The 13503-nt window shown below is 43.4% G+C and carries 11 protein-coding genes and 1 tRNA gene; 4 read left to right on the top strand and 8 right to left on the bottom strand.

Annotation, left to right across the window (positions count from 1 at the left end):
* Positions 1-59: 59 nt before the first annotated feature.
* The 5 genes from INE92_RS24410 to INE92_RS24430 all read right to left on the bottom strand — a co-directional run bounded on the left by INE92_RS24410 (position 60) and on the right by INE92_RS24430 (position 6260).
* Positions 60-2300, bottom strand: coding sequence for a RelA/SpoT family protein (locus INE92_RS24410; protein ID WP_015532345.1), 2241 nt, complete (start codon positions 2298-2300; stop codon positions 60-62).
* Positions 2301-2372: 72 nt separating this feature from the next.
* On the bottom strand, positions 2373-3668 hold the full coding sequence (locus INE92_RS24415; RefSeq protein WP_008020625.1) for a lytic transglycosylase domain-containing protein: 1296 nt from the start codon (positions 3666-3668) through the stop codon (positions 2373-2375).
* Positions 3669-3701: 33 nt separating this feature from the next.
* The gene (locus tag INE92_RS24420) at positions 3702-4589 is read right to left on the bottom strand and encodes a DUF5683 domain-containing protein (RefSeq protein WP_004315141.1); all 888 of its coding nucleotides are present in this window, start codon (positions 4587-4589) and stop codon (positions 3702-3704) included.
* Complete coding sequence (locus tag INE92_RS24425; RefSeq protein ID WP_004301392.1) at positions 4590-5480, bottom strand: ParB/RepB/Spo0J family partition protein; 891 nt, start codon at positions 5478-5480, stop codon at positions 4590-4592.
* Between the two features lie 15 nt (positions 5481-5495).
* Positions 5496-6260, bottom strand: a complete 765-nt coding sequence (locus INE92_RS24430; protein WP_004301394.1) for a ParA family protein — start codon at positions 6258-6260, stop codon at positions 5496-5498.
* Between the two features lie 356 nt (positions 6261-6616).
* Here INE92_RS24430 and surE point away from each other — a divergent pair, with 356 nt between their 5' ends.
* The 3 genes from surE to INE92_RS24445 all read left to right on the top strand — a co-directional run bounded on the left by surE (position 6617) and on the right by INE92_RS24445 (position 9499).
* Positions 6617-7384 (top strand): 5'/3'-nucleotidase SurE, encoded by a 768-nt coding sequence (surE, locus tag INE92_RS24435; protein ID WP_022199104.1) that lies wholly within the window; start codon positions 6617-6619, stop codon positions 7382-7384.
* 92 nt (positions 7385-7476) lie between these two features.
* On the top strand, positions 7477-8613 hold the full coding sequence (gene lpxB / locus INE92_RS24440; RefSeq protein WP_004315144.1) for a lipid-A-disaccharide synthase: 1137 nt from the start codon (positions 7477-7479) through the stop codon (positions 8611-8613).
* A gap of 94 nt (positions 8614-8707) precedes the next feature.
* Entirely contained in the window at positions 8708-9499 is a 792-nt protein-coding gene (locus INE92_RS24445; RefSeq protein WP_004315145.1) for a NigD1/NigD2 family lipoprotein, read from the top strand.
* Positions 9500-9605: 106 nt separating this feature from the next.
* Here the strand turns inward: INE92_RS24445 and INE92_RS24450 are convergent, their stop codons facing one another.
* From INE92_RS24450 to rsfS, 3 genes are read right to left on the bottom strand one after another with little or no spacing between them, the layout of a single operon-like run.
* Positions 9606-10454 carry a phosphatidate cytidylyltransferase gene (locus INE92_RS24450; protein ID WP_008642078.1) on the bottom strand — a complete coding sequence of 283 codons (849 nt, stop codon included), beginning with the start codon at positions 10452-10454 and terminating at the stop codon, positions 9606-9608.
* A 16-nt stretch (positions 10455-10470) separates the two neighbouring features.
* On the bottom strand, positions 10471-12624 hold the full coding sequence (gene ftsH / locus INE92_RS24455) for an ATP-dependent zinc metalloprotease FtsH (protein ID WP_008642079.1): 2154 nt from the start codon (positions 12622-12624) through the stop codon (positions 10471-10473).
* 9 nt (positions 12625-12633) lie between these two features.
* Entirely contained in the window at positions 12634-12993 is a 360-nt protein-coding gene (rsfS, locus tag INE92_RS24460; protein WP_004310984.1) for a ribosome silencing factor, read from the bottom strand.
* A 264-nt stretch (positions 12994-13257) separates the two neighbouring features.
* Between rsfS and INE92_RS24465 the strand changes: the two genes are divergently transcribed.
* Positions 13258-13328: transfer RNA gene (locus tag INE92_RS24465), tRNA-Gln, on the top strand.
* Positions 13329-13503: the final 175 nt, after the last annotated feature.

The raw sequence follows: 13503 nt of genomic DNA on the forward strand, positions 1-13503 counted from the left end.
ATTTGCATGATACTGCAACTTATTCACCGTTCATCGTTTTCTTATTTACCGTTTGAAAGCTATTCTTCTACGCGGCTCACCTGTTTGATATTCTGTATTTTCTTCAGATTGTTACAGATGGTTTTCACATCATCCACGTCATGTACCCATAACTGAATTTTTCCTTCAAAGATACCATCTTCGGTTTCGATGGTCAGCTTACGGATATTTACATTGAGCTGTCTGGAGATAACCTGGGTGACTTCATTCAAAAGTCCCATGCTGTCTATACCTTTTATATATATATATACCAGGAAAGATAGTTCTTTGTGTGTATCCCATTCTGTTGCTAATATACGGTTGCCATAACTGCTCTTCAGTTTGGCGGCAACAGGACATTGGCGTTTGTGGATAATGATCCGGTCGTTTTCATCCACATATCCCAATACGTCATCACCGGGAATAGGATGGCAACATTCGGCCATGATATATTTCTTCTGCAAACTTTCTTCTGTCAGCTTGAGCACTTGCTTCGGATTGATCTTTTCTTTTTCTTGCGGCTCTTTTTCTTCCTGCTTCTCTTTATTGTTGCCGAAAGAGAAAGTCAGATATTTCTTCCAGTTACTGGTTTGCTTTTCTTTCAGTTCATTCTTATCCGCTTCTCCCAAGACGATTGCTTTGCTGCCAATGGCGGCCAGCAGTTCTTCTTCATTCTTGGCATTATGCAGTTTGCGCAGCTTCTCAATAACGGTTTCTTCAGGGCGGATTTCCTCTTTTTTCAAAAACTCGTTAAGGATTTCTTCACCTATCTTCTGGTTTGCTTTACGCTCTTTGCGGAGGATGGCTGCTATCTTGGCACGGGCACGGGCAGTGGTTGCAAAAACTTCCCATTGCGGTTGCACACGTTGCGATTTTGAAGTCAGGATCTCAACTTGGTCACCACTTTGCAATTTATGGCTTAACGGAACTAATTTGTGGTTGACTTTGGCACCAATACAATGGCTGCCAATATCCGTATGCAGGGAAAACGCGAAGTCGAGAGCCGTAGAATTCTGCGGCATAGTCTTCAGCTCACCTTTGGGGGTGAATACGAATATTTCAGAAGCAAATAAATTAAGTTTGATGGTATCCAGAAAATCAATGGCATCCGGTTGCGGATCATCCAATATCTCCTTAATGGTTTTCAACCATTTTTCCAACTCTCCTTCATCTTCGCTGCCTCCTCCTTCTTTGTATTTCCAGTGAGCGGCGAAACCTTGTTCGGCAACGTCATTCATTCGTTCACTACGAATCTGGACTTCAATCCATTGTCCGTTATTACCCATCAGGGTGACATGCAATGCCTGATAACCATTTGCTTTAGGATGGCTCACCCAGTCGCGCAGACGGTCCGGATGAGGCTTGTATATCTTGGAGATGGAAACGTAAATGTCGAAACAGTCGTTGAGTTCTTCTTCTATGTTACGTGGCTCGAAGATGATACGGACAGCTAGTAGATCAAATATTTCTTCAAAAGGAACATGCTTGGTCTGCATTTTGTTCCAGATAGAATAGATTGATTTTACGCGGGCAAGTATCCGGTATTTTAATCCCATCTTATCCAACTGTGTACGGATAGGAGCAGTGAAGTCGTTGAAAACTTTGTCGCGTTCGGCAGCTGTGGCATTCAACTTCTCTTCTATTTCCGCATATTCTTCGGGATGTTCATATTTGAAGCTTAGATTCTCAAGCTCTGTTTTTATTTTATAGAGACCCAGGCGGTTGGCGAGTGGCGCATAGATGTAAAGCGTTTCGCCTGCAATCTTATATTGCTTGTTGGGCAACATGGAACCGAGGGTACGCATGTTGTGCAAACGGTCGGCTATCTTGATAAGAATTACCCGGATATCGTTCGACATAGTGAGCAGTAACTTCTTGAAGTTCTCTGCTTGTGCTGAAGCACGGTCACCGAAAATTCCGCCGGATATCTTGGTCAGTCCGTCCACAATTTGGGCAATCTTCGGGCCAAAGATATTTTCAATGTCTTCTACTGTGTAATCAGTGTCTTCTACTACATCATGCAACAAGGCCGCACATATAGAAGTTGAACCCAGGCCGATCTCATTACATACAATACTTGCAACGGCAATCGGGTGCATAATATAAGGTTCGCCCGAACGACGTTTGATACCTTTATGCGCCTGATTGGCGAAGTTGAAAGCCTTCGTAATGATTTCAACCTTTTTGCGATGTTTAGTGTTGAGATAATCATTCAGTAGTTCGTGGAACGCCTGATTGATCATCTCTTCATCACTTATTTCTTTAGGGGGCAGATTATCCATAATTGTTATCCTTTCACTTGCTTAGTTCTGCAAAAATAAGCAAATTTCCGAACGATGCAAGCAGGAAGCTGTTTATTTGTATATTTTCAATCGTTTTCCTGCAGCAATTTTGGTGTTGGACATTCCATTCCACCTTTGTATATCCTTAATTGTGACGCCATACTTTCCGGCGATAGTTGACAAAGTGTCTCCACTTTTTATTGTGTAGTAGGTCAGTTTGCCTTTACCGGCAACAGCTGCTGTCGTTTTGCGGGTTGAGGGGGTAATTTCCTTTACTGCAACGGTTTTTCGGTTGCGGAACAATTCGTCGGCACGATGTGCGTAAATTGTGTCTTGCTTATCTATAAAGGTACTGATAGCATCGATAGGAAGTCTTAAAGTATAAGGCTTGCTGTCACCCGGAATCATGTGCTTCTTATATTGCGGATTCAAGCTCTTGATTTGATCCAAAGGTACGTTGCAAAGATCAGCAATCTGTTCGAAGTGCAGATTTTTGTTCACTTGTACTGTGTCGGTACTTGCCGGGATATTTGTTTCCATCGGACAAATATTATGGTCACAATAGTAAGTCATCACATAATTAGCGGCGATAAAGGCAGGTACGTAACCACGTGTCTCTTTAGGCAGGTAATTATAAATTTTCCAGTAATCCGTTTCGCCATTGGCACGGCGGATTGCCTTGTTGATAGTACCGGGCCCACAGTTATAAGCAGCAATCACAAGATTCCAGTCTCCATAGATATCGTACATTTCTTTGAGATAACGTGCGGCAGCCCAAGTTGCTTTAATCGGGTCGCGTCGTTCATCTACCAGGCTGTTTGATTCCAAACCATAGATCTTACCTGTACCGATCATAAATTGCCACAGACCGGAAGCGCCTGCGCGTGACACGGCAGAGGGGTTTAATGCAGATTCGATAATCGGGAGATATCTAAGTTCCAGTGGAAGTCCGTATGCATCCAATGCTTCTTCAAAAATCGGCATATAGAAGTTGCAGGCACTCAACATGAAAGAAACCTGATTACGCAAGCGTCCTGCATACATATCGATGAATTTGCGGATAATATCATTATAAGGCATTTCCATGATAGCCGGAATGCGTGACAAGCGGTCGATATAGACAGAGTCGCTGAATAAAGGGTTGATTTCAGCTGTACTGCAATCTTTGCCTAAGTCAATATAATTTTTGGCTTTCCAGTCGTTCAACAGACTGTCAAGTGGATATGTCATACTTTTAGGCAGGTCGATGCTTTCTTTGCGTTCAGTTCCATTTTCACGAATCACTACATCTACACTTTGCGCTTTTACCTGCGACGTTGCCACCAGTAAAAGAAAAATAATCGAACAATAGTTAACTAATTTCTTCATGCTTCAATAATAAGATCAATCTAAATTGTGTTTTTAAAATCGTAATACGCATTGCAGACCAACCGACTTGCTTTTTAAACTGCTGGAGCGGAACTGGTTGTTATTGTCGATAACAGCCGGTTCTACTTTCATACTCAAGTCGGGGGTTATATCGAAGTTAGACAACTCTGCATCTACATAAGCGTCGATGATAGAGATCAGGTAAACTCCGATAAAAGCAAATATACTAAGGTCCCGATAACGACGGAACATATCTTTTCTTCGTTTTAGTGTGTTTTTTAGCTGCTCCTCATTATAAGTGGAGTTCGGGGGCAACAAGTCTTCGTAACTTTTCGTATTCGGATTGCTGTCCATAATGTCCAGATAGGCTTGCGAATAGTCTTTGTACATCTTACCGTTCCAACTTAAGGCGTAAGCACAACCAGCAAATCCTCCATATATAATAGGTAATTTCCAGTATTTACGGTTGTAAATCTGTCCTCCACCGGGGAATACGACTGCCAACCACGTTGCTTTGGTCGGATTCGGGATAAATATTTTCTTGTTAATATCTTGAGCAGGTGGCGGCACAGTGTCGGTCTTTACAACAATGGAGGCAGGTTGCTCTATCTTTTTCAGCTCTTTCTTGTTGGCTGCATCCAAGCTGTCCGCTATCTGTATTTTAGCAGCTGACAAACTGTCGATGGCCGGAAGTTCTTTGGATGGTATGATTTGGATAGAATCCTTCTTCACCGAGTCCTGTATAATTGGATCACGATGCCTTCGTGCACGGGCTTTCGGCGCTTCGCGCTGTATGATTGTTGTATCTTTCCGTGCCGGAGTAACAGTGGATTGTGCATACACATCAATCCCTGCCACCTGTAAAAAACAGAGAAGCAGGGCGCTGACTAGTAACTGATATTTCTTACTTTTTCTTGTCATTTACTTCTTTAGCGTATCGAAGATTTCCATGATACGTTCCAGTTCCTCCTCGTTCCCGAAAGGAATACTGATCTTGCCTTTTCCCTTTTCAGAGCAGGTGAGTTGTACCTTGGTGTTGAAAAAGCCGGAGAGTTGTTGCTTCAATAAGTTGAATTCTTCAGGAAGTTTGCCACGTTTGGGTGTTATTTTCCGTGTGCCGCTTTTCACAGCTTCTCCTTCGCTTAATGATTTAACAATTTCTTCTACTTTGCGGACTGAATATCCGTGTTCTTGTATTTCTTCGAATATTTTAACTTGTAGTTTAGGGTCGCCTAATGAAATCAGTGCACGGGCATGTCCCATGTCCAACTGCTTGTTTTGCAGGGCCATCTGTATCGGAGCCGGCAATTTCAGTAAGCGCAGGTAGTTGGCGATCGTCGTTCGTTTCTTTCCGATACGTTCGCTAAGACGTTCCTGTGTCAGTTCGTACTGATCGAGCAGATGCTGGTAAGCAAGTGCGATTTCTACGGCATTCAGGTCTTCACGCTGGATATTTTCAATCAGCGCCATTTCCATCATGTTTTCGTCGTCGGCAGTGCGTATATAAGCAGGGATCGTTTTCAGTCCTGCTCTTTGTGACGCACGATAACGACGTTCTCCCGCGATGATCTGATACTCATCGTCCGAGAGTTTGCGTAAGGTAATAGGTTGGATGATACCGATTTCCGCAATGGAATCAGCCAGTTCCTGCAATGCTGTTTCGTCAAACTCACGGCGGGGCTGGTTAGGATTGACAGTAATCTTTGCCAGCTCTATTTCATTAATGGAAGAAGACCCTTCGGTTTTCACATCATCCATTGAGAGCAAGGCGTCGAGACCACGTCCTAATGCATTTCTTTTTTGTGTTGCCATATCTTCTTCTTTCTTTTATTTATTTCGGTTGATAATCTCTTTAGCAAGAGCCAGGTGGTTTTTGGCGCCGGTAGATTCCGCATCGTAAAGGATGGTCGGGACACCGTAGCTGGGAGCCTCGCTCAATTTCACATTTCGTTGAATAACGGTGTTGAACACCAGTTCCTGGAAATGACGTTTCACTTCGTCGTAAATCTGATTAGCCTGACGCAGACGAGAGTCATACATTGTCAGTAAGAAACCTTCGATTTCTAAAGCCGGATTCAGTTTCGACTTGATGATTTTGATGGTATTCAACAATTTGCTGATACCTTCAAGAGCAAAATATTCAGCTTGAACGGGGATAATCACGGAGTCGGCTGCCGTCAGGGCATTGATCGTGATCAGTCCTAATGAAGGCGAACAGTCTATCAGGATATAGTCATATTCTTTCTTCAAAGGTGTGAGTACTTCTTTTAGTATCTTTTCTCGGTTTGGGAGGTTCAGCATTTCAATCTCTGCTCCTACGAGATTGATGTGCGAAGAGATTACTTTCAAAGAATCAATCTCCGTATCAAGGATAGCGTCCTGTACGTTGGCTCTGTCAATAATACATTCATAGATAGTGCATTCCGACTGCTTGATGTCTACTCCCAGACCGGAAGAGGCATTAGCTTGCGGGTCGGCATCTACTACGAGTACCTTTTTTTCCAGTGTAGCAAGTGAAGCTGCGAGATTAATCGTAGTCGTTGTCTTTCCTACACCGCCTTTTTGATTGGCCAAAGCAATAATTTTTCCCATATTCTCTAAATTTATTGGCAGCGAAATAAGTGATAAATCCTTAGAGCGCCTACGAAAAAAGAGAAACTTTGCAATTTCTGTTGATAAGTCGCCTGTTTTGTTAATAACTGTCGGACGAAACGGTTACCAAACTTCGACAGGTTCATCATCTACCTTTCTCTTTATGAGCTTGCAAATATACATATTTATATTGGATATTTATTTCTTTTTTTGCTCGCTTGCAGAAGATTAAGATTTGTAAACGGGTAGGAGTGGGGGTGAAAGAGAGTTTTCGATCTGATGCGGGGAGGTGTTTGGTGGTACGGCTTCTTTTTGTTACTTTTGTGCGAATATAAAAAAAGGAAAGGATTGAATATATGGAAAAAGAGAAGCCGTTGATACTTGTTTCGAATGACGATGGCGTGATGGCTAAAGGTATTAATGAACTGGTGAAGTTTCTTCGCCCTTTGGGTGAGATTATAGTGATGGCACCTGATGCTCCGCGTTCCGGTAGTGGGTGTGCGCTGACGGTGACGCAGCCGGTTCATTACCAGTTAGTAAAGAAGGAAGTGGGCTTGACTGTTTATAAATGTTCGGGAACACCGACCGATTGCATCAAATTGGCAAGAAACACAGTGCTCGACCGGACTCCGGATCTGATAGTCGGCGGTATCAATCATGGAGATAACTCTGCCACTAACGTGCATTATTCCGGTACGATGGGAGTGGTTTTTGAGGGCTGTTTGAATGGAATTCCTTCTATTGGCTTCTCCTTGTGCAATCATGCACCCGATGCTGATTTTGAAGCTGCCGGACCTTATATCCGCAATATCGCTGCCATGATCTTGGAAAAAGGACTTCCTCCTTTAACTTGTCTGAATGTAAACTTCCCCGATACAGCCGATATAAAAGGAGTGAAAATCTGTGAACAGGCGAAAGGACGTTGGACGAATGAATGGGCTGCCTGCCCTCGTCTGAATGATCCTAACTATTTCTGGCTGACCGGTGAATTTACCGATCATGAACCTGAAAACGAGAAGAACGATCATTGGGCTTTGGCAAATGGTTATGTTGCTATCACCCCGACTACGGTTGACGTGACGGCTTATCACTTTATGGACGAACTTAATAAATGGTTTAATTAGTTGAAATTTGAAAGTTGAAAAAGAAAGCATGACGCCCTGTTAGTCATCTATCCCTACCAACTCTCAACTCTCAACTCTCAACTCTCAACTCAATGAAGTATTATCTGATTGTCGGTGAAGCTTCCGGCGACTTGCACGCCTCTCATCTGATGGCTGCCTTAAAGGCAGAAGACCCGCAGGCTGATTTCCGTTTTTTCGGAGGTGACTTGATGGCGGCTGTCGGAGGAACAATGGTAAAGCACTATAAGGAGTTGGCATACATGGGATTTATTCCTGTATTACTCCATCTGCGCACTATCTTTGCAAATATGAAGCGTTGCAAAGAAGACATTGTTTCCTGGGAACCGGACGTTGTTATTCTGGTAGATTATCCGGGATTCAATCTTGATATTGCCAAGTTTGTCCATGCAAAGACACAGATACCGGTTTACTATTATATTTCTCCGAAGATATGGGCGTGGAAAGAATACCGTATCAAGAATATAAAACGAGATGTAGATGAGCTTTTCTCCATTCTTCCTTTTGAAGTGGAATTCTTCGAAGGAAAGCATCAATACCCCATTCACTATGTAGGAAACCCTACGGTGGATGAGGTGGCAGCCTATCAGGCAGCTCATCCGAAAAATAAGGAGCACTTTATTGCAGAGAACCAATTGGAGGATAAGCCGATTATCGCTCTTCTTGCCGGTAGCCGGAAACAGGAAATCAAAGATAATCTGCCGGATATGTTGAAGGCTGCTTCCGCTTTTCCTGATTATCAGCTTGTCTTGGCCGGTGCACCTGCCATTGCTCCCGAGTATTATAAACAATATGTAGGAGAGGCGAAAGTGAAAATCATTTTCGATCAGACTTATAGCCTGTTGCAGCATGCAGATGTAGCTTTAGTTACTTCGGGTACAGCTACGCTTGAGACGGCATTGTTTCGTGTTCCTCAAGTGGTTTGTTATTACACTCCGATCGGGAAAGTGGTTTCTTTTTTGCGGCGTCATATCTTAACTGTGAGATTTATTTCGTTGGTTAATTTGATTGCTGACCGTGAAGTGGTAAAGGAACTGGTGGCGGATACGATGACCGTGAAGAATATGCAGAACGAATTGAGAAATATCATTGAAAATGAAGCGTATAGAAATGAGATGCTTTCGGGGTATGAATATGTAGCCGAACGGTTAGGGCCTGCCGGTGCTCCTCGTCATGCAGCTCGTGAAATGCTGCGTTTGTTGAAAAAATAACTTTCTTTTTCTGAATAAACGTAAAGCCGATGCAGTAAATGCACGGCTTTTTTATTTATAAAGCAGAAGACTAAAATAAAGAAAGGAAAAAGATATGAAAAAAATTAAGTGGCTTTTAGGAATCTTATTATTGGCATTAGTGCCAATGTTGCAATCATGTGATGATGATGGTTATTCTATTGGAGATTTCAGCTGGGACTGGGCGACTGTTCGTGCAACCGGTGGAGGAGGTTATTATTTGGAAGGTGATAATTGGGGGGTGATTGATCCGGTTGCTACTTCTATTCCTTGGTTTAAACCGGTGGACGGTGAACGTGTCGTGGCTTTTTTCAATCCTTTGTATGACATGGAAGGAGGAAAAGGAGTTCAGGTGAAGATGGAAGGCATACAGGAACTGTTGACAAAAGAAGTGGAAGATATGTCGACAGAGGAAGAAGCGGAAGAATTCGGAAATGATCCTATTCTGATTTATCAGGGTGATATGTGGTTGGGAGGAAAGTTCCTGAACGTAATTTTCCGCCAGGAGTTGCCTCGTTCGGAGAAACATCGTATCAGTCTTGTGCAAAATAAGATGGAACCGGGAGAGCCGGGCGAACCGTCAGAACCGGGAACATTGAATGTGGATGAAGATGGTTACATACATTTGGAACTGCGTTATAATACGTATGAGGATGTGACTGACTATTGGGGATGGGGACGAGTTTCTTATAATCTGGAAAAGTTCTTCCCTACGCCGAAAGATTCCTGGGTAGCACCCAAAGGGTTTAAGGTGACAATAAACTCAAGAGAACATGGAGAAGGAAGAGTGATTGTTCTTGATCTGGATCATCCGGTCGGTGTACCGGAAGCAGCAAAGGATGTTCATTCCACTTCTTCGATCCGATAACCTAACTATGATTTACTGTGTGTGAAAAAGGTCGGGATACTTCCGTAGAAGTTCCCGACCTTTTGTATTTTGTTTCAGTTCTAATCGATTGAGAAAGAATCCCCCGTTAGAACCATGTTAATGCATATAGATAAACGACTGCTGCCGGTATAGCCATCAGAGAACTGTCAAAGCGGTCGAGCATCCCACCGTGTCCCGGAAGAATGGTTCCCGAATCCTTAACGTGCAACTGGCGTTTCAATAACGACTCCGTCAGGTCGCCCCATGTGCCGAATATAACAACCACCAAGGCCAGTCCTGCCCATTCAATCATTGACATAAATGGGAAGTAGTGAGCGAGTATAAAAGATACTCCGATTGCTACCACTCCGCCGCCGATAGAACCTTCCCATGATTTCTTGGGAGAGATACGTTCAAACAATCGGTGTTTGCCGATCAATGAACCGATGCAATAGGCTCCCGTGTCATTCAGCCAGAGGAAAATAAAGATGGATAGCGGTAGAATAGGATTGTAACTTACGCTACTGTATTCTGATCCCGGATCGTTATGGAATGCTAATACATTCAGCAAAGCAAAAGGCAGTCCGATATAAAGTTGGCTAAGCATAGAATAAGCCCAGTTAAGTACCGGGTTTTCCTTTTTCAGATACAACTCGCTAATCATCATGTAAAGCAATAAAAGCACATACGGGATGAATATCTTCGAATCGGCCGCATCAATGCAGAATCCCATGATTGCAAGGAATAGGTAAGCCCCGCCGAGCATATTAATGGTCTTGTTTATCTTCACTCCTTCTGCGCGCATATTTACCAGCTGTCCGAACTCATAAATGGTCAGTGCGCTGATAGCGGTGAACAGAATACCAAAGCTGAATGCATCATAAAGGATGCACCCTACCAAGATGGCAACGAAGAGTACACCCGTAATAGCTCGTTTTATGAAATTGTTAATCAAAATCTATTCGTTTTAATTAGTTGGACCCGTTAGCTTGTTCTTCCCCATTGGATTTACCCTCTACGGTAACTTTGCCCTCCACAGTAACCTTTTTACCTTCTGCGGCAACTTTGGTGTCTATGGGTGCTTGTTCTTCCTTTGCGGTATTTTCAGCTTCCTCTTCTTTGATTTCCTTTTCTTCTTCTTTCAGCTTTTGGGCAAGTTCTCTTTCAGCTCTTGCGGCATCCTGGCTTTCTTTAGCAGCCATGATTTCTTCTGATCGGGAAGCCCAGGGGCGTTTACCAAAGATGCGTTCAACGTCTTCCGCGAAGATTACTTCTTTGTCAATCAGTAATTGCGTCAGTTCGTTGTGTCCTTCTTTATTCTCTGACAGAATTCTCTTGGCGCGGTCATACTGCTCGTTTACCATTCTCTTGACTTCTTCATCAATCAATTCGGCTGTCTTTTCGCTGTATGGACGGTTGAAAGAATATTCATCATTGTTGTAATAACATAAGTTTGGCAGCTTGTCGCTCATACCTAAATAAGCAATCATGCCGTATGCCTGCTTAGTCACCCTTTCCAGGTCGTTCATGGCACCAGTTGAGATGCGGCCGAGGAATAAATCTTCAGCGGCGCGTCCTCCCAAAGTAGCACACATTTCGTCCAGCATCTGCTCCTTGGTAGTGATCTGACGTTCTTCCGGCAGATACCAGGCAGCTCCCAATGCACGTCCGCGAGGAACAATCGTAACCTTAATTAATGGGTTGGCATATTCCAACAACCAGGAGATAGAGGCGTGTCCTGCTTCATGCAAAGCGATGGAGCGTCTTTCTGCTTCCGTTGTAATCTTGGTTTTCTTTTCCAGACCACCGATGATGCGGTCTACCGCATCCAGGAAGTCCTGTTTGCTTACGAATTTCTTTCCGTGGCGGGCAGCGATCAGTGCAGCCTCATTGCATACATTGGCAATATCCGCACCCGAGAATCCCGGTGTCTGACGTGCCAGCAAGTCCACATCTACACTATCGTCTATTTTAATCGGGCGCAAATGCACGCCAAATACTTCTTTACGTTCGTTCAAGTCGGGCAGGTCCACGTGTATCTGACGGTCAAAACGTCCTGCACGGAGCAGTGCCTTGTCGAGTACGTCTACACGGTTGGTAGCAGCAAGGATAATCACACCGCTATTGGAACCGAAGCCGTCCATTTCTGTCAGCAACTGGTTCAATGTGTTTTCGCGTTCGTCATTTCCTCCCATTGCAGGGTTCTTGCCACGGGCACGTCCTACGGCATCAATCTCATCAATAAAGACGATACAGGGAGCTTTTTCTTTAGCCTGTTTAAACAAGTCGCGAACACGGGATGCACCTACACCCACAAACATTTCCACGAAGTCGGAACCTGCCAATGAGAAGAAAGGCACATTCGCTTCGCCGGCCACAGCTTTGGCAAGCAATGTTTTACCGGTTCCCGGAGGGCCTACCAACAATGCTCCCTTGGGTATCTTACCTCCCAAATCCGTATATTTCTGCGGTTCCTTTAAGAACTCTACGATTTCCTCCACTTCTTGTTTCGCTTCGGCCAGCCCCGCTACATCTTTAAATGTAATCTTGATGGCTCCGCCTTTTTCAAAAAGCTGGGCTTTTGATTTTCCTACATTAAATACGCCGCCGGGGCCACCACTGCCGCCTCCGCTCATACGGCGCATGAAGAATATCCATAACGCAACCAGCAAGACAAGCGGGAGTACCTGAATCAGAATTGCGGGGAAAATATCCGATTTGGGCGGGTAGTCGGATGAACCGTCAAAATGACCGGCTTCCTTTTCTGCCTGCAAAAACTCTTCCAGTTTATCGGTAGACGGGGTTCTACTTGTAATGACAGGGTTGCGTCCCACCTTGGTAGAGTCGGCTCCAAAAACAGCCCCTACGGCAGTCGGTTTGAGGAAAGCTTCGATTGATTTATCTTCATAACCCAATACTTTGCTGACATAACCCTTTTTAACATAGTCCTGAAACTCGCTGTAAGTTACAGCTTTGCTTCCTGCTCCTTTTGAATCACTGCCCCACCAGAGGCCGAGAAGCATAAGGGCAATAATCATATACATCCAGTTCAGGTTGAACTTGGGCATATTAACCTTATTGTTAGGTTTATTGCTATTGTTATTATTGCTATTATTATTGTCCATAATCATTAATTAGTCTAGATCGGGGATTTGAGTAAGTTTGGCATCTGCCCAGAGGTGCTCAAGATTATAAAAAGCTCTTGTCTCCGGCAAAAAAACGTGTACCAATACATCGGCATAGTCCATAGCTACCCATTCTGCATTTCGGAGTCCGTCGATTGCATAAGGCTTGCTGTCCGCACCTTTGCGTGTAAATTCCTTGATTGAATCTACTATTGCACTCACTTGACTGGGAGAATTTCCCTGACAGATAACGAAATATTTACAGATGGTATCTTCTATGCTGGTTAAATCGGCAACGACTATCTTTTTACCTTTTTTCTCTTGAATTCCTTCTTTTATTTTTTCAATTAATACTTTAGTATCGTTCATTCCTGTAATTGGGATTAATAATTCATGTTCTCTATTTGTTTATAACAAAAAAAGGTGACCCTTTGTTTCTGATAATAAACGTGATATTTTTGACAAATATACGCTGATTTATTGGATACAAGAAAGTTATCCCTCAATTTTTGTGTTTTTTAGTGGAGATACTTTTGTTTGGAAAGCTTATTTGGACATTTTTGCAAAAAAAATATCGGATTTGTTTTGAATTCCCAAAATATTTGTATCTTTGCACCCGCAAACGAAAATCATTGGGCTATGGTGTAATGGTAACACTACAGATTCTGGTCCTGTCATTCCTGGTTCGAATCCAGGTAGCCCAACAATTTATAAGACAAAATAAGCTAAAAGCCGTTATTACTAGGTAATAACGGCTTTTTTGCATGTTTAACAGTATGTGTCTCTAAACTTCTCACCATCAAGAGGTCACATTATAGGTCACTGGAAGTTTTAAAAACAGTTCCTCGGTGGCAAATTCGGTGACACAAATGCACGTTG

The sequence above is a fragment of the Bacteroides xylanisolvens genome (assembly GCF_018289135.1).
GTDB classification, from domain to species: Bacteria; Bacteroidota; Bacteroidia; order Bacteroidales; family Bacteroidaceae; genus Bacteroides; species Bacteroides xylanisolvens.